Here is an 18,453-nt window from a genome sequence, read left to right as displayed (position 1 = left end):
AAATTAAAGGAATGAAAGGAAGTGAAAGCTGTGTTGAAAAGATTTTTTGGTTATTACAAACCTTATAAGAAATTATTTATACTAGATTTTACTTGTGCGGTGATTGCGGCCGCATTGGAGTTGGCGTTCCCCGTAGTCGTTAACAATGTGATTGATAATGTTTTGCCAAAAGGTAATTGGCGTTTGATCATGTTAGTCTGTTTGGCGTTATTAGTCTTCTATATCATTAATACTGTTTTACAATATATTGTTGTCTATTTCGGACATATGCTCGGGGTTAATATCGAAACTGATATGCGTAAGCAATTATTCGCTCACCTGCAAAAACAACCGTTTGAATACTTTGATAATAGTAAAACGGGTAAATTGATGAGTCGTTTAACGACTGACTTATTTGAAATATCAGAAGTCGCCCATCACGGTCCTGAAGATGTGTTTATTACGATTATGACCTTGATTGGTTCGTTTATTTTAATGTTTAGAATTCATGCGGGATTAGCGATTGCGACCTTTATTTTGATTCCATTTTTAACGATTGCCTTAGTCTTCTTTAATAAGAAGATGACCAAGGTGAACACGGAGATTTACAACAGTTTAGGTGAGTTTAATGCTGGAATTGAGGCAAGTGTGAGTGGGATTCGTGTCGTGCAAGCTTTTGCTAATGAACGATTTGAAGAAGAACGTTTCGCTAGTTTTAACCAAGGGTATCGCAGAGCTAAATTAGCGTTTTATCGTTTAATGGGGACCAGTTCTTCCTATAACTATTTTATGATTCGTTTAATCAATTTATTCGCGCTGATTTTTGGTTCATACTATGTCATTAAAGGTGAAATTACGACCGGTCAGTTTGTTGGCTTTATTTTATTATCGAATATTTTTGTGAAGCCAATTGAAAAAGTGAATACGATGATTGAAAGTTATCCGAAAGGGATTGCAGGCTTCAAGCGTTTTACGGAAGAAATTGATAAAGAACCGCTAATTAAAGATCATGCTGAGGCAGTGACTTTGCCGAAAGTACAAGGGAATATTCAGTATCAACATGTTTCGTTTGCGTATAGTGATGGTACGGAAGTCTTGAATGATATTAATTTAACGATTAAGCCTGGCGAAACGATTGCTTTTGTGGGGCCAAGTGGTGCGGGGAAAACCACGTTGACCAATTTGGTGCCACGTTTTTATGAGATTAGTGGGGGTTCGTTACAAATTGATGGTTATGATGTTCGTGACGTGACGCTGTCATCACTACGTAGTCAAATCGGGATTGTGCAACAGGAGGTCTTCTTATTCCCAGGAACGATTCGTGAAAATATCGCCTACGGTAAGTTGGACGCAACGGATGCTGAAATCCTGCAAGCTGTTAAGTTAGCTCATTTAGAAAAAGTGATTGACCAAATGCCAGAGGGGTTAGAAACGGTCATTGGTGAGCGTGGCGTGAAATTGTCAGGTGGTCAAAAACAACGTGTGGCAATCGCTCGCATGTTCTTGAAAAATCCGCCCATTCTAATTTTAGATGAAGCCACATCAGCGCTTGATACCGAAACCGAACAAGTCATTCAAGAATCGCTGTTTTCGTTAGCAGAAGGACGTACAACGTTAATTATTGCACATCGTTTAGCGACCATTAAGTACGCTACGCGTATTGTTGTCATTAATGAGCAAGGGATTGTCGAAAGTGGGACGCATGATGAATTATTAGCATTAAATGGTGCCTATAAAAAATTATATGACGCTCAATTTGCATAATATATCTTAACCACGTATAAAAAGTTTAGCAGTCATTAAGCAATCAGTCGCTATTTGACTTGATGCCAAAAGACTGCTAAACTTTTTTAAGATTAAAAAAGCGTGGTAGCGATAGAGGAGAGTTTAATGTTAATTGAAGTAGTGGAAATTGTGTTAATCTTTTTAATCACCACTTATAGTGCCATTTTTTTATCATTAGGATTGTGGGTGATTCAGATGAAGCAAGTCAGCACCAAATTAAGCAACCAGCCGGAGAAGCTAGAAGCTTATTTTGAAAATTTAACACAACGTAAAGTGTTTTTAAGGTCAATGGCTAATTATTTATTTATTATGTTAGTTTTTTCTATCTTGTTAGCGATGACTTTTTGGCGTGAAAAACCCATTTATGCAGTCTTTTTATTTGGTTGGGGACTGTTTCATTTAGCCTATAAATATTGGCAGAAGAAAGATCAGTTTCATATTATGATTCAAAAAAAGACAAAAAATAAATAATATATAGAAGGAACAGATAGCTAACGTAAAATAAGTTAGTTGTCTGTTCTTTTTTTGCGTATCAATCGGAAAAAATATAATGAATATATTAATATACTTATCAATAACGGTAGTGATATAATGGAAAAATCGGTAAAGTTATACGCCATTAATGAACTAATTAAACAAGGGATTAAAGTTGTTAAGGTAGCATATTTAGCGGTTTGTATTATTAACTATTTGGGGGAATTAGTAATGTCAGATTTTGTTACGGATCGTTTTTTTGGTAAAAAGCATTATAAATTAAAAATTTATCAAAGTTTGTTGTCGTTAAGTATGTGGTTTTTAGTGGTCGCGCCAGTCGTCATTACGTTGAACTCGATTTACTTTAAAGTAAAACCTTTAACGTTCATTCAATGGAAGTATCGTGAAGGGTTTAAAATGTACCATACAGTCGTTGACTTTTTATTAGTCGCGTTGGTTGTATTTTTAGTAGTGGGGTTATTATTAACGCTTAGAAACAACTACATGATTAAAAATTATTATAAGAAACAAGTAACATACGATGAAAAAAGAGTAGCAGGGAAAGCTGCATTATTGGAAGAAGTTTATACCGAGCGTTTTGGTTCAGTGCAAGAAAGACAAGCCGTTAAGTATTATTCGATTAGTGAAGAGAAGAATTTCGACGCTAGTTTTGTCAGTGATTTGTACCAAGATGGAGGATTTTAAGAGACATGTTTAAAGAGGTAGGAGAATTTTTATTTACAGTTTTGTCGCTATACCCTATTTTGGGTGCGATGTTTTTAGTAGTAGGGGTTTTATGTTATAAATTTTTGTATCAACACGAAATTCAAGAGTTTCAACGTATCGCGCCTGAAGAACAGCCAATGGTAACGATTATGATTCCAGCACATAATGAAGAAGTCATGATTGAACAAACGATTCATTATTTAATGAATGAATTACTATATCAAAACTATGAAATTTTAGTGATGGATGATGGTTCAACTGACCAAACACCAGCTATTTTGGCACGTTTATCTGCACAGTATGAAAAATTACGTGTTGTACGTGTTGAAGCGAATAAAGGGAAAGCTCATGCCTTTAATTTAGGGTTATCGTTTGCTAAAGGAGAGTACATTTTAAGTAATGATGCTGATACGGTGCCAGAAGTTGACGCTTTAAATAAATACATGAACTATTTTCTTTCTGAAGAAGGTCGTAACATTGCCGCTGTCACAGCGAATATGGACGTCCAAAATCGTGACCGTTTAATTGAAAAGTCTCAAACTGTAGAGTTTTCAAGTATTGTTGGAACGATTAAACGAGCACAAATGGGCATGTTAGGTTCGATGTATTCATACAGTGGCGCTAATACGATGTATCGTAAAGCTGCCTTAATCGATGTCGGCTTGTTTAGACAAGACCGTGCAACAGAAGATATTAGTATTTGTTGGGATCATCAGTTCTTTGGATGGCGTGCAGTGTTTGCACCAGAAATTATGTTCTTCATGAATGTGCCAAGCTCATTAGAAATGTTGTATTTACAACGTAAACGCTGGGCAAAAGGTGGAACAGAAGTGTGGTTGACGAACTTTAAGCGCGTTTTCAGTAATCCAATTAAAAATTTACCAAAAGTTGTCTTGTTTATAGATCAAACATTGAGTATTGTGTGGAGTTTGTTTTATGTGGTGTCGATGTTTATTTTTTCTTTCACGTTAATGTACTATTTAGCAACGGGTAATACGGAAAGAATCCAGCATATGTTTGCGATGGCGTTTATCTTTATTACGATGGAGATGTTCTCTGGAATTATCCAACTGATCGCGTCGTTAATTTTAGATAACAAAGGTCGTAAGTTTAAATATTTGATTTTTGCACCTTTTTATATGATTTTATATTGGCAAATGAATGCTATTACGATTACGACTACGTTTATTCCAGCGGTTAAAACCATTTTAGGATTTGGTTCAGGTACTTGGAAAAGTCCAGAACGCGTTCAAATGATTTCTACTAATAATGATTAGTCATTTCGTTGTTTTTTTTTTGAGAGCATTCAATATTTATGCATCTTACAATGATAGAGATTTTTAATAGTAAAATGATTAATACGATCGCGTATAACATAGTAATCTCTCCTTTTAGTGCCGAATACACGAGAATCTGTTGGTAAGAATATAAAGGATATACAACGGAAAACGTGATAATTATACATATGTGCGTTTTTTATGCATATCAAACCGTTATTTTGTTTATGATTATTAATTATAAAGAACATCTTTTATTTATTCAAGTTATAAAACTATGAGTAAATGAAAGAGGTTCTTTTTTTATTAAATCTCAAAAGTAGGATAGCATTAACGCAAGCTATTTTAATGAGAATATGATAGAATATAGTCAAGAAGTAATAGAACTGACATAGAAAATAGACAATTAAGACTTGAGAAGGCCGACGAAAAAGAAAAAAGCTGTTTGTGTAACCTTTTTCAACTTTCAACATTTGAAAAAAGGATGAGGCAAATAGCTTTTCTTTCGTTCAGCCTCAACAGTCCTTAATGAAAGGTTTATTAATAAAATAAAGAGGTGAAGTTTGTGAGTTCAATAAAAATCATCCCTTTTGGTGGCGTACGTGAGAATGGTAAAAACATGTACGTAGCTGAAATAGAAGAGGATATCTATATTTTAGATTGTGGATTACAATATCCAGAAAATGATTTATTAGGAATTGATTCTGTTATTCCTGATTTTTCTTATTTAGTAGAAAATAAAGACCGTATCGTCGGTGTGTTCTTAACACATGGTCATGCGGATGCAATTGGTGCGCTACCTTATTTATTAGCGGCGGTTGAAATGCCAGTTTTTGGTTCAGAATTAACGATTGAATTAGCGAAGCTAGCGACAACCGGTTATCCTGGTTCAAAAAAATTCAAAGATTTCCATGTGGTAAATGAGCTGACAGAAATCGACTTCCCGACAAGTACGGTAAGTTTCTTCAAAACCACGCATACCATTCCTGATTCATTAGGGATTGTACTAGGTTCAACAGAAGGCAGCATTGTTTATACTGGTGACTTTAAGTTTGATCACAGTGCGATTGATATGTATAAGACAGATTTTGGACGTTTAGCTGAAATCGGACAAAAAGGCGTTTTTGCGTTATTAAGTGATTCATCTAACGCTGAAAATCCTGCACAATTAGTCTCTGAAAAACAAATTGCTGAAGAAGTGGAAGATACGGTGAAGTACTGGAATGGCCGTATTATTGTAGCGGCTGTTGCTAATAACATTCAACGTCTACAACAAATCTTTAACGCAGCACATCGCGCAATGCGTAAAGTCGTATTGACAGGTCGCAATGTGAATGAAGTCATTGAAGTAGCGATTCGTTTAAATAAATTAACGTTACCTAGTGACGATTTGATTATTAAATATCAAGATATGAAGAATTATCAACCAGAAGAGTTGTTGATTTTAGAAACAGGTCGTCACGGCGAACCGATTAAATCATTACAACGTATGGCGAATCAACGTGGTCGCGGTATTCAATTAGGTGAGGGCGATTTAGTTTATATTACAACGACCCCTTCAACGGCCATGGAAACTGAAATGGCGAAAACTGAAAATATGGTCTATCGTTCAGGCGCAACTGTGCGTACGATTTCTGATAATATTAAAGTATCAGGCCACGGTAGCCCAGCTGATTTACAGTTGATGATTAACTTGATGAAACCACGTTACTTTGTGCCAATTCAAGGTGAGTACCGTGTCTTAGCGGCGCATGCTGATTTAGCACATGATGTTGGGATTGATTACCGCAACATCTTCATTACAGGTCGTGGTGATGTTATTGAGTATGATGGTAAACGTATGCATATGGCAGGCAGTGTCGAAGCTCAAAATATTATGGTTGATGGTATCGGTGTTGGTGATATTGGGAACATCGTCTTACGCGATCGTCGTATTTTATCAGAAGATGGCGTCTTCATCGCTGTTACGACGATTAACCGTAAAACACGTAAAATTGTGGCGAAACCACAAATCTCAACACGTGGCTTTGTCTATGTGAAGGATAACCGTGAGTTAGTGGAAGAAAGTGCTAAAATCGTTGAAAAAATTGTTGAAGAACAGTTAGTCGATAACGATTTTGAGTGGAGCAAACTAAAACAAGAAATTCGCGACCAATTAAGTCGCTACCTATTTGACCAAACCAAACGTCGCCCAGTGATATTACCGGTGATTATGGAATCAAGTCAAAGACGGAAATAATGGATATAGAAAAAGTAGTAGCCTAATGTTGGAATTGGGCTACTACTTTTTTAATAATTTTGTTAATTTATATTTTGTGTAAGCGTTTTATATGGTATTCTTTTTGTGTAATAAAAAAACGCCGAGAACAGCGTCACAAAAGTTGGGAACGGACAAAGCCTTATTTTAACTCGCTATGTTGTTTTGAATGTTTCCAAAGATAGTATAGCATCTTCGGTTCAAATAATCAACGTAAAAAGGAGGAAGTATGAAAAAATATTCAATTGGTTTAGATATCGGTACGAATTCAGTAGGGTGGGCGGTTGTAGATGATAATCATCGAGTAATCAAAAGAAGAATGAACGTACAAGGGAACACACATCATTCATCTGTTAAGAAGAATTTTTGGGGTGTTAGGTTATTCGAGGAAGGAAAGACTGCACAAGATACGCGTTTAAAAAGAACGACTAGAAGACGTTACACTAGAAGGAATAATCGTTTACGTTATTTACAAGCTATTTTTCAAGAAGAGATGCAAGGTATTGACCAAAATTTCTTTTATCGATTAGATGAAAGTTTTAAAGTGATAGAGGAAAAAGAATATAGTAAGTATCCCATATTTGCTACTCTTGAGGAGGAAGTCGATTACCATAAGAAATTCCCTACTATTTATCATTTAAGAAAAGCGTTGGCTGATGATAATACAAAGTATGATTTACGACTAGTTTATTTAGCAATTGCCCATATTCTTAAATATCGTGGTCATTTTCTTATAGAAGGTGATTTAGAAGCTGAAAATAGCTCGGTATTAGAAACATTTAAGTTGTTCTTAGAAGAGTACAATGATTTGTTCCAACAACAAGCGGATAAAACGTATGTTAACTACTTGAAGTTTTCTAATCATATTGAGGATATTTTAACTTCAACATTATCGAAAACTAAAAAAACAGAGCAGTCGCTTACCTTATACCCATCTGAAAAAAGAAATGGAAAATTAATGCAATTTTTAAAATTAATAGTAGGCTTACAAGGTGATGCAAAAAATATTTTTGAGGATTTAGAAGAAAGTTATAAGTTACAGTTTTCTAAAGAAGACTTCGATGAAGATTTAGAAGAACTTTTAAGTCTTGTTGGAGATGAATACGCCGAGCTATTTGATAAGGCAAGGAATGTTTACAAAGCGATTGAACTAAGCAGAATAATTAGTACATCAGACACAAAAACAGGTGCCAAACTATCTAGTAGTATGATTGAAAAATATGAAAATCATCAAGAAGACTTAGCGAGATTTAAACAGTTTTGTAAACAAAAGCTTGAGAAAGAATATTATGCGATTTTTTCAGATGAGACACAAGCAGGCTATGCAGGTTATATTAATAATTCATCAAAAGTAAATCAAGAGGCATTTTACAAATATATTAAAGGGAAAATCGCGAAAATTGAAGGTTCTGAAGAATTTCTAGATAAGATTGAGCGAGAAGTATTTTTACTTAAACAACGTTCGTTTCACAACGGGATTATTCCACATCAAATTCATTTATCAGAATTGAGAGCAATTATTGCCAATCAAGGACAATATTATGCGTTTTTATTGGACAATCAAGAAAAATTAGAAACACTGTTAACATTTAGAATCCCATACTTTGTAGGGCCATTAGCTAATGGTGGTAGTGATTTCTCATGGTTAGTAAGAAAAGAATCAGGCAGTATTACTCCATATAATTTTTACGATAAGGTAAATAAAAGCGAGTCAGCCGTTAACTTTATCGAAAAAATGACTAATTTTGATACGTATTTACCAAAAGAAAAAGTGCTGCCTAAGCATAGTTTAATCTATGAGAAATATATGGTGCTAAATGAATTAACGAAAGTAACGTATATTGATGATCGCGGGCGCGAATTGAATTTTTCTGGGGAAGATAAAGAGAGAATATTTGAAGAGTTATTTAAAAAGGAACGTCGAGTTACTAAAAATAAGTTAGAAGCCTATTTACAACAAGAACTGCAAGTTGAAACGGCTCAAATTAAGAGTGGTATAGATAAACAATTCAATGCTAGTTTCGGCACGTATCATGATTTGATAAAGACGGGAATAACTGCTACTTTTTTAGATGATGAAGAGAACGAAGAAGTTTTAGAAGATATCATTAAAGTTTTAACATTATTTAAAAATCGTGAAATGGCTAAAGAACAGTTAGACAAGTTAAACTTACCTTTTTCAAAAGAAACGATGAAGAAATTAGCTCGCCGTCACTATACGGGCTGGGCGAGATTTTCTCAAAAATTGCTTACAGGCATTCGTGATAGAAATACACATAAAACTATAATGGATTTTTTAATGGAAGATGATGGTTCTCCGCGTCATCCTAATCGCAATTTGATGCAACTAATCAATGATAGTAGATTATCATTTAAAGAAGAAATTGAAAGTTGTCAAGAAATTGCAGATGATAAGGTCATTGAGGATTTAGTACAAGATTTAGCAGGAAGCCCAGCGATTAAAAGAGGGATTACGCAAAGTATTAAAGTGGTAGATGAATTAATTAGTATTATGGGATATCCACCACAGAGAATCATTATTGAAATGGCCCGTGAGAATCAAATCACAAGTGAAGGGAAAAAGAAATCTGCGCGTCGTAAGAAAAAAATTGAAACAGGATTAAAAGAATTGGGAAGTCAATTACTAAGTGAGTATCCTGTTAGTAATGAAGCTTTAAATAAGGATAAATTGTTCTTGTACTATCTTCAAAATGGTAAGGACATGTATACTGGTGAATCTTTAGATATTGGTCGCCTAAATGAATACGATATTGATCATATTATTCCTCAAAGTTATGTGACGGATAATTCGATTGAGAATCGTGTATTAGTAACACAAAAAGGAAACCGTGGGAAATCAGATGATGTACCTAGTAGAGAAGTTGTTACTAGTCAAAAAGCGAATTGGCAACGTCTTTTAAAAGTTGGGTTACTTGGGGAACGAAAATTTGATAACTTAACCAAAGCTGAACGTGGCGGTCTAAACGAAGGTGACAAAGCTCGCTTTATTAATCGTCAGCTAGTTGAAACTCGTCAAATTACAAAAAATGTGGCGCAATTATTACACCATCGATATAACCATGCCGAGCAGTCAGATGTTGAGGTGGTCACAATTAAATCTGCGTTAACCAGTCAGTTCAGAAAGACGTATGAGTTTTATAAAGTACGTGAAGTCAATGATTATCACCACGCTCACGATGCCTATTTAGCGTGCGTTGTAGCGAATACGCTTTTAAAAGTGTACCCTAATTTGACCAGTGATCTAGTATATGGCCAATACCGTAAAGTTAAACTTAAAGGTGATAATAAAGCGACACAAGAGAAAATACGTTACAGTAATTTAATGAAATTCTTTGGTGAAGTAAACAAAGAAGATTATCAGTATGGCGATAAATGGAATCAAGAAGATATTACTCGTGTAAAAAAAGTGATGAATTCTCGACAAATGAATATTGTGAAAAAAGTGGAAATAGGCTCAGGAGAATTTTATGATAGTACAATTTATAAAAAAGATGAATCAGATAAGTTAATCCCTGTTAAACGAGGATTAAATACTAAGAAATATGGCGGATATAAAAAATCTCAATCGTTGTACTTTGCAGTTATTACACATGGGAAAAATATAAAGAGAAAAACAGAAGTTATAAGTATTAATCGAATGGATAAGGGGTTATTTGAACTGAATAGTACAAAGTTTTTAGAAAATAAAGGCTATGTAAATCCTAAGTTAATAAAGATATTGCCGATTAATACTTTGTTTGAAGAATCTAATGGGGTTAGACGTTTAATTACCGGAGCAGATGAATTACAAAAAGGAAATCAATTTATAGTATCTAATTCAATACTTAAATTTTTATATCTAGCTAAGCGATATGAAAATTTGAGTAAAGAAGAAAGAGAGGTATTCATAGAATCACTAGATATAGTACATGAACTGATAGAAAGAGTAATTGAATTTTATGAAACATATGTTAAGCCCGGGGATAAATCAGTAGGTGTTTTGCTAAGAGAAGCATACAAAAATCAAAAAAATAGTTTAGAACAATTATCCAAAGATGTCATAAATTTACTAACTATAACTAGGATGGGGACATCTGCAAATATCGAATTTTTAGGTGTGAAAATACCACAAAAAAGATACAGAAGACAGTTAAATAATGTTATTAATTCGGTTATGATTTTCCAATCAATCACAGGATTGTATGAAACACGTTATAAATTAGGTGAATAGTTATGGGATGGCGTACGGTAGTAGTTAATACTCACTCAAAGCTATCTTATAAGAATAACCATTTGATTTTTAAATCAGCCACGCTACAAGAAATGATTCATCTATCAGAAATAGATATTTTGTTACTAGAAACAACAGATATTTTAATCACGACAATGTTAATGAAACGACTTGTTGATGAGAACGTTCTAGTAATATTTTGTGACGATAAACGATTACCCAAAGCCACTATCATGCCGTATTATGCACGACATGATAGTAGCTTGCAATTAGGCAAGCAAATTGAATGGGATGAAAATCTTAAAGCGTTAGTTTGGACGGAGATTATTTCTCAAAAAATCATTAATCAATCACGATTTTTAAGGAAAGTAGAATTCCAAGAAAAGGCTGAAGCCATTATGATGTTGTACGAAACATTAGAAGTTTATGATCCAACTAATCGAGAGGGACACGCAGCGAGAACCTATTTTAATACATTATTTGGAACAAAGTTTTCTAGGGCACAAAATAATGACATTAATGCGGGACTAGATTATGGCTACACACTGTTGATGAGTTTATTTGCTCGAGAAATAGTAGTTGCTGGATGTATGACACAATTTGGTTTGAAACATGCTAATCAGTTCAATGATTTTAATTTAGCTAGCGATTTAATGGAGCCTTTTCGCCCGCTAGTTGATGAGATTGTCTATGAACACCGACAGTCTAAGTTTCCAACTATTAAACGTGCCTTGTTTCAACTGTTTCAGAATACTTATATTTATCGTGAAAAAGAAATGTATCTATCAAATATAGTGAAAGATTACGTCAAGAAAACTGTTAAAGTACTAAATTCCGAAAGTGAAGGAGTACCCAAATTTGAAAGATGAGTTATCGATATATGAGAATGATACTAATGTTTGATATGCCAGTAGACACTTCAGATGAACGAAAAGCATATCGAAAGTTTCGTAAATTTTTAATAAATGAAGGTTTTATAATGCATCAATACTCTGTTTATAGTAAAATATTGTTAAATGGTAGTGCAAATCAAGCGATGATTACAAGATTGAAACAAAATAACCCTAAAAGTGGCATGATTACTTTGTTGACGGTTACAGAAAAACAATTTTCTAGAATGGTGTACTTGAATGGAGAACGAGACACGTCAATAAGAAATACGGATAGTCGATTGATTATCTTAGGAGAATTTGAAGATGAAGATTAATTTTCCTTTATTAGAAACGGCAATTGAAATTGAAAGACCTACCATATTTGTTGTAGAAGATACTAAGGTGTTTTCTAATTTGATAAAAGATTTTTATCAGTATGGTGAAACAAGTAATCAGTTGAAAATTTTCGAAAAAACACAGCGATCATTATTAGTTTCAGAATTGATGGTCATAACGGATATCTTATCTTTTGATATGAATAGTTCAAGTATATTAAAGTTGATTTATCAAGAGTTAGCCGAACATTTGAATGATGATCCTGAGAAAAAATCCAATATAGAATATTATTTGAATCATATACACGATTGCCTAATAAATGATTCAATAGAATATGATTTAGATTTGATTATGGAGGAACCAGAAATACAAGATGTTTACAAGTTTTTTAAATTGAAAGTCAATTCGATGCAATCCTCAATTTTTGAAACTACACTAGAAATAATAGATTTGTATAAGAAGTTGAAAAAGAAAAAACTGTTAGTTTTAATTAATAGTTGTTCCTACTATAGTCAAGAAGAATTACAGGAATTAATATCTTACATTTCTTTGCAAAATAGTCCAGTCTTAATGATTGAACCACGTAGAATAGAAGGTGTAGAACAAATTGTTTTAGATAATGATTTTTATTTAACGAATTAGTAAAGAGATGGAAATGTTCAAGACTAAAATCTTGCTAGGATGAGCAGTGCGATTACGAAATTCCGTAGAAAGATTTTTCTGCGAGGTTTTAGAGCTGTGTTGTTTTGAATGTTTCCAAAACACGCTGGGTCAACGAAAAAGTAATTCCAATGTTTTAGAGCTGTGTTGTTTTGAATGTTTCCAAAACTTTAGCCTTTACCTTATATTTAATCTTCGAGTTTTAGAGCTGTGTTGTTTTGAATGTTTCCAAAACACTCAACAGATGCAAACGTAGCTTTCGGAAGTTTTAGAGCTGTGTTGTTTTGAATGTTTCCAAAACTTTCAGAAGTCATTACACGACTGATACCTTGTTTTAGAGCTGTGTTGTTTTGAATGTTTCCAAAACTGGCAGTTTCGATTGATAAATTGATTGGTTGTTTTAGAGCTGTGTTGTTTTGAATGTTTCCAAAACATTCTTCATGGATAAATGTCACGTAATCACGTTTTAGAGCTGTGTTGTTTTGAATGTTTCCAAAACTTCAGCTCCAAAAAGCTTACTGTTTAACCTGTTTTAGAGCTGTGTTGTTTTGAATGTTTCCAAAACTACAAATTATCGAAAGTTTAGCTTGCCCAAGTTTTAGAGCTGTGTTGTTTTGAATGTTTCCAAAACACTCTGCTAACTCCACCAATTCTGATAAGTGTTTTAGAGCTGTGTTGTTTTGAATGTTTCCAAAACCTAAAGATTCTGATATGCTTTTATCTGAAAGTTTTAGAGCTGTGTTGTTTTGAATGTTTCCAAAACTCAAATAGATGAAGTTACTAAAGCAATTCTGTTTTAGAGCTGTGTTGTTTTGAATGTTTCCAAAACCGTTACTAGAATTCGCTGAAGCTTACGAGCGTTTTAGAGCTGTGTTGTTTTGAATGTTTCCAAAACTTCCTTTCATCCACCCAGCTCCCAATTCGAGTTTTAGAGCTGTGTTGTTTTGAATGTTTCCAAAACTGAACTACGCCTCGCTGTTCGCTCGTTGTTGTTTTAGAGCTGTGTTGTTTTGAATGTTTCCAAAACCAAGGACCAGAGCCTAGCGAAGAAGAACGTGTTTTAGAGCTGTGTTGTTTTGAATGTTTCCAAAACGGCGTGGGTGCTCTTCATGATAGGCATATAGTTTTAGAGCTGTGTTGTTTTGAATGTTTCCAAAACTGAAAGAATATGATGGTGTATTGCAAGCTAGTTTTAGAGCTGTGTTGTTTTGAATGTTTCCAAAACGATTGTCAAAAAGATTAAGATTGGATATTGGTTTTAGAGCTGTGTTGTTTTGAATGTTTCCAATCGGATAAGAAAATAACGATTGAAACAAAAGATGAATTTATTCGTATGAATGCTCTTTACGCTCGGAAAATCAATAAAATTAGTAAAGGGTTAGTCTGGTTTTATTTTCTAGTTGGTTTTTTAGTAGTTCTGCATGGTTTTTATAATATCATCAGTGTTTGGGAATTTTTGACATCTATGTCTAATGTTTTGTATAGTTTGTTTTTTTGTAGGAGAAATATTAATCGGTGTTTTAATCATGTTAGCCGGCTACTATTCAGGTGTGTTAACGGCTAAGCGTTGGGTTAAAAAGCCTAATAATCAAGTGGCGTTTGAAAAGGTGACAGTGACGATTGATGATCAAGGATTTATTGTGAATAATGCGCGACATGAATTTTCGCGAATTAGTTGGCAATCAGTGGGCAATGTTTACGAGACTAAGAAATTTTTCTTATTTGAATTTACGGAACATCAAATTAGCACGCTTCCCAAACGTGTCTTAACACAGGCTGAACAAGAGGAATTATTAGATATTATTAAGCGCAATTTTTCAAAGAATGTTAAAAAGTTTGACATTTAAGCTTATAGGTCGCTATTATTCATTTAAAGAGTAATAGTGGCTTTTTTTGTATAATAAATGCTTTTTGGATAAGAAGTTAGGTGATTTTAATCATTATCAAATGTAAAGGGTTACTTTTAGCTTTTTAGTTTACTTCCTAACTTTTTTAGTATAAGATAAATAGCGTTGTGTTAAAAAAATAAAAAAATAAGAATATTTGATTTTAATGTTCGGTTTTAGGAGGAAATAGTATGAAAGACAAAATTCTTTCTTATTTCGAGATTGAGAAGCTAAATACGACAGTCCGTCGTGAAATTTTAGCTGGTTTTACAACGTTTATTTCGATGGCGTATATTCTATTCGTGAATCCATCTGTTTTAGGAGCTTCAGGAATGGATGAAGGGGCTGTTTTCACCGCGACGGCATTGGCGAGTGCTTTTGGCTGTATTTTAATGGGGTTATTAGCTCGTTATCCAATTGCGACTGCTCCAGCGCTAGGAATTAATGCCTTCTTCTCTTATACAGTTTGTATTGGGATGGGAGTACCTTGGGAAACAGCGTTAGCAGGCGTTTTTGTCGCTTCATTAATTTTTATTCTAATTACCGTTTTTAAATTGCGTGAAATGATTATTGACGCGATTCCATCTGATTTGAAACATGCAATCGGTGGCGGTATCGGGTTATTTATTGCCTTCTTAGGATTGAATGAAGGGGGTATTATTGTCGCGAATGAATCAACTTTAGTTGGTTTAGGACCGTTGACTAACGGGGCGACTTGGTTAACAATCTTTGGCTTGGTAGCGACAGCTATTTTAATGATTCGCAAAGTGCCCGGTGCGATTTTTATCGGGATGGCAGCGACAACGTTATTAGGATTAGGAACGGGTTTAATTGCGGCTCCGGAAAAAATCGTTTCAGCTGCACCAAGTTTGAAACCAACCTTCATGGTAGCGTTGAGTCATGTGAAAGATATTAATTCGATTCAATTAGTTGTAGTTGTTTTAACGTTTTTATTAGTGACGTTCTTTGATACGGCTGGTACGTTAGTTGGTTTAGCGAACCAAGCTGGTTTTATGAAAGACAACAAAATGCCACGTGTGGGTAAAGCGTTAGCAGCTGATTCAGCAGCGATGATGGCAGGTTCATTATTAGGAACATCTCCAGTAGGGGCGTATGTTGAGTCTTCTTCAGGAATTGCAGTTGGTGGACGTTCAGGTTTAACAGCTATTTCAACTGGTATTTTCTTTATTTTTGGGTTATTCTTCTCACCACTTTTATCAGTGGTAACGTCACAAGTAACGGCACCAGCTTTAATTATTGTTGGAGTGTTAATGGCGCAAGAATTACGCGATATTGATTGGGGCGCACTTGAAATTGCGATACCAGCCTTTTTAATTTTAATCGGTATGCCGTTAACTTACAGCATTTCTGATGGGATTGCGTTAGGCTTTATTTTCTATCCAATTACAATGATCGCAGCCAAACGTGGTAAAGAAGTCTCACCAATTATGTACGCTTTATTCTTTGTATTTGTTGGGTTTATGTGGATATTAAATGCACATAAGTAATACATAAAGATGATATGAAGTCTAGTGATTGAAAAATCACTAGGCTTTTTTGTTAAATAAATGTCGAAATATGTCAATTTCGTTGACAAAAAAATATTCCCTATGATACGATAATCTTCGTTGAAGATGAAATGAATTGAATTGAAACTTAAAGGAGTCATGAGATGAATAAAGAAATGATTAAAAATATTGTTTTAGGTGTCGCACTTACAGGTAGCCTTACCTTATTAATCCAAGCATTATACGCTGGTTCAGCTGCTCGTCTATTTTTACCAATTTTCTTTACGGTTGGTTTAGGATTAGGTTTATTACGCTTATTTGTTAACCATAATATTAAAAAAATGAAGGGTAAATCTTTAATGACAAAGATTTTATTCTTTGCGGTATTACTAGGGATAGGGCTACCATTCCAAAGCTGGTTCCGTACGAATGTCATGTTCGCGATGGATCCAAAAATTATGCCACGTAGCATTGCGATGATGGTGATGGGCGTTGTCAGCTTAACTGTTTGGACGATGAAATCAAAAAAACAAGAGGCTTAATAAGAACAAGTAACGTTACTCAAATTGAGTAGCGTTTTTTTGTTTCCTACTAGTTTGCTTTACATACTAGTGAGGGTGTGCTATTCTATAGTTGTAACTAGTATGTAAAACATAATAGCTAGGGAGTAGGAGAGGCCAATGAAAGAAACACAATTATTAAAAGGCGTACTCGATGGTTGTGTATTAGCGATTATTGCTGAAGAGGAGATATACGGTTATGAATTAGTGCAACGCTTAAAGGCTGCGGGATTTCAAACGATTATCGGTGGTACGATTTATCCGTTACTACAGAAATTAGAAAAAAATGGCTTCATTGATGGCGAAATGAAAAAATCACCGGAAGGACCTGACCGTAAGTATTTTACGATTACGGCAGAAGGGCAAGCGTATTTGTCTGGTTTTAAAAATCAATGGCAAGAATTAGTCGGAAAAGTGGATCGGTTAATGGAAGGAGCGGACAAACATGTCTAAAAACTATCGTGAACAAGCCAATCAATTGGCAGAACAGTTAACGCCCAAAAATAAAGTGTTTTTCGGTAAAATTCAACAGTACTTAGGTTTATCCAGTATTTTTTTGGATGAGGAGAAATTGAATGAACAGATCTATCAAATTGCCGTTGACTTAGTAGAAGCACAGTCGCATGGTGAAAGAGCAGAAGAATTCTTTGGTCAAGATTCTCAGGCAATCGCTGATGAATTATTAAAAAATACCCCGCCTTCTAGTTGGAAATCTCGTTTTAAGTTAGTAACATTTATTGTAGCGATTTTTTGGTTAGCCTTTATGATAACGGATTTTGGTGGATCGAAAGTTGCGACCATTAATCCATTGTTTTACGCTATGTCCATTATTATTGTCCCGATATATGTGGGACTATTTATACAGATGACTAAAAAATCGGTGTACCAAAAGGTGAAAAATAAATATCTCGATATGTTCAAGTATGGAATGCTTCCAATGATATTTTTGGGGATTAGTGGTTATATAGCAACTTTTTTACCAAATACTTGGAATTTCACGATTAGTTTTCCATATAATGTGTTGATAATTGGCTTGTTTATCGTGATTATGTTGATTTGTGATATCAGCTCTCGATTTGGTGAGGGATGGCGTTGGTTGTATCGAATAGGAGCGCTAGTTGGGTGCTGCGGATTGGTACAACAAGCTTTATATTATTTCACAACTTGGTCTGAAGAAAAAATTACATTCATTGGACTGGTTTTAATGGGTGTAATCGTTGTAGGTGTTGTAAAATATTTGGAAAAAAAAGAAGCCCGTTAAGGCTTCTTTTTTTTCGTTACTTTGCTAATTTAGCGTCTTGTTTTTTATGCATGGCATTCATCACGGCACGTGCGATAGGTTGTGCCACTAACAATTCAATGGCAAAGGCCACACCAAAATTACGTGGCCATTTTTGGAAATATGTTTTGAATGGTGCTAGTGATATTTCCCCCATTCCGAACCAACTACCAATAACGGTCATCACCATTGACATGAAGAAAACAGTGCATAGTGTGTCAATAATGATTTTTGAATTGAAACTATCGTTTTCCCCCACGATTTTTTGTGCTAATTTTGAGCCTAACGGGTGTAACAATGACACGACAACTAAAACCGTTATGAAGATAAAGGGTATTTTTTTCAAGATAGTAGTATAAGTGTCCATTGTAAAGCCGGCTTCTAACATTGAGATGATAGGCGCAATCAAATTAACTGATAAAAAGGCAATAATCAGTGTGAATAAAATCCCTTCTTTAGCATTACGTGGTAACTTCATATGAAAATCCATGTTTGTCCTCCTGTAAGCATAAAAAAGTTCAGCAAAGAATACCTACACGTCGAAACGTGTAGCTGTTTTTTGCTGAACCATTATACGCTATTATATTTTTAACCTTTTGTAGATTAACATAAATAAAAAATCA

The 18,453-nt window shown here is 34.4% G+C and carries 15 protein-coding genes and 1 CRISPR repeat array; of the genes, 14 read left to right on the top strand and 1 reads right to left on the bottom strand.

All coding sequences use genetic code 11. From position 1 onward, the window contains the following. The first annotated feature begins 30 nt into the window (after positions 1 to 30). From FA707_RS09820 to FA707_RS09755, 14 genes are all read left to right on the top strand, one after another. Positions 31 to 1,743, top strand: coding sequence for an ABC transporter ATP-binding protein (locus FA707_RS09820; protein ID WP_136954029.1), 1,713 nt, complete (start codon positions 31 to 33; stop codon positions 1,741 to 1,743). A gap of 126 nt (positions 1,744 to 1,869) precedes the next feature. Beyond that, a complete protein-coding gene (locus FA707_RS09815; RefSeq protein ID WP_136954028.1) occupies positions 1,870 to 2,235 on the top strand; it encodes a hypothetical protein in 366 nt (121 codons plus the stop codon). Positions 2,236 to 2,355: 120 nt separating this feature from the next. Beyond that, positions 2,356 to 2,943 carry a hypothetical protein gene (locus FA707_RS09810; RefSeq protein WP_136954027.1) on the top strand — a complete coding sequence of 196 codons (588 nt, stop codon included), beginning with the start codon at positions 2,356 to 2,358 and terminating at the stop codon, positions 2,941 to 2,943. Positions 2,944 to 2,948: 5 nt separating this feature from the next. Continuing rightward, positions 2,949 to 4,241 carry a glycosyltransferase family 2 protein gene (locus tag FA707_RS09805; RefSeq protein ID WP_136954026.1) on the top strand — a complete coding sequence of 431 codons (1,293 nt, stop codon included), beginning with the start codon at positions 2,949 to 2,951 and terminating at the stop codon, positions 4,239 to 4,241. Positions 4,242 to 4,806: 565 nt separating this feature from the next. Further along, a complete protein-coding gene (locus FA707_RS09800; RefSeq protein WP_136954025.1) occupies positions 4,807 to 6,480 on the top strand; it encodes a ribonuclease J in 1,674 nt (557 codons plus the stop codon). A gap of 247 nt (positions 6,481 to 6,727) precedes the next feature. After that, positions 6,728 to 10,729: a type II CRISPR RNA-guided endonuclease Cas9 gene (cas9, locus tag FA707_RS09795; RefSeq protein ID WP_136954024.1), complete on the top strand. Its 4,002-nt coding sequence runs from the start codon at positions 6,728 to 6,730 to the stop codon at positions 10,727 to 10,729. Positions 10,730 to 10,731: 2 nt separating this feature from the next. Further along, a complete protein-coding gene (cas1, locus tag FA707_RS09790) occupies positions 10,732 to 11,598 on the top strand; it encodes a type II CRISPR-associated endonuclease Cas1 (protein ID WP_136954023.1) in 867 nt (288 codons plus the stop codon). Next, positions 11,595 to 11,936 carry a CRISPR-associated endonuclease Cas2 gene (gene cas2 / locus FA707_RS09785; RefSeq protein WP_136954022.1) on the top strand — a complete coding sequence of 114 codons (342 nt, stop codon included), beginning with the start codon at positions 11,595 to 11,597 and terminating at the stop codon, positions 11,934 to 11,936. Before cas1 ends, cas2 begins: the two co-directional genes overlap by 4 nt. Beyond that, positions 11,926 to 12,579: a type II-A CRISPR-associated protein Csn2 gene (gene csn2 / locus FA707_RS09780; RefSeq protein WP_136954021.1), complete on the top strand. Its 654-nt coding sequence runs from the start codon at positions 11,926 to 11,928 to the stop codon at positions 12,577 to 12,579. The genes cas2 and csn2 overlap by 11 nt, the downstream gene beginning before the upstream one ends. Positions 12,580 to 12,664: 85 nt before the next feature. Further along, a CRISPR array of direct repeats spans positions 12,665 to 13,888; the repeat unit is 36 nt; unit sequence GTTTTAGAGCTGTGTTGTTTTGAATGTTTCCAAAAC. A 235-nt stretch (positions 13,889 to 14,123) separates the two neighbouring features. Then, positions 14,124 to 14,444 carry a YcxB family protein gene (locus FA707_RS09775; protein WP_168177398.1) on the top strand — a complete coding sequence of 107 codons (321 nt, stop codon included), beginning with the start codon at positions 14,124 to 14,126 and terminating at the stop codon, positions 14,442 to 14,444. A 230-nt stretch (positions 14,445 to 14,674) separates the two neighbouring features. After that, positions 14,675 to 15,991 (top strand): NCS2 family permease, encoded by a 1,317-nt coding sequence (locus tag FA707_RS09770; protein WP_136954019.1) that lies wholly within the window; start codon positions 14,675 to 14,677, stop codon positions 15,989 to 15,991. A gap of 164 nt (positions 15,992 to 16,155) precedes the next feature. Continuing rightward, positions 16,156 to 16,533 (top strand): hypothetical protein, encoded by a 378-nt coding sequence (locus tag FA707_RS09765; protein ID WP_210409619.1) that lies wholly within the window; start codon positions 16,156 to 16,158, stop codon positions 16,531 to 16,533. A gap of 138 nt (positions 16,534 to 16,671) precedes the next feature. Next, complete coding sequence (locus FA707_RS09760) at positions 16,672 to 17,004, top strand: PadR family transcriptional regulator (protein ID WP_136954018.1); 333 nt, start codon at positions 16,672 to 16,674, stop codon at positions 17,002 to 17,004. After that, positions 16,997 to 17,812, top strand: a complete 816-nt coding sequence (locus FA707_RS09755; protein WP_136954017.1) for a DUF1129 family protein — start codon at positions 16,997 to 16,999, stop codon at positions 17,810 to 17,812. Before FA707_RS09760 ends, FA707_RS09755 begins: the two co-directional genes overlap by 8 nt. A gap of 16 nt (positions 17,813 to 17,828) precedes the next feature. Here the strand turns inward: FA707_RS09755 and FA707_RS09750 are convergent, their stop codons facing one another. Then, complete coding sequence (locus FA707_RS09750) at positions 17,829 to 18,320, bottom strand: DUF2798 domain-containing protein (RefSeq protein ID WP_136954016.1); 492 nt, start codon at positions 18,318 to 18,320, stop codon at positions 17,829 to 17,831. Positions 18,321 to 18,453: the final 133 nt, after the last annotated feature.

Origin of the sequence: Vagococcus zengguangii (genome assembly GCF_005145005.1) — a bacterium.
Classification (GTDB): domain Bacteria; phylum Bacillota; class Bacilli; order Lactobacillales; family Vagococcaceae; genus Vagococcus_A; species Vagococcus_A zengguangii.
Note: the sequence above shows the minus strand (reverse complement) of the source record. Positions and strands in the feature narration are given on the sequence as shown.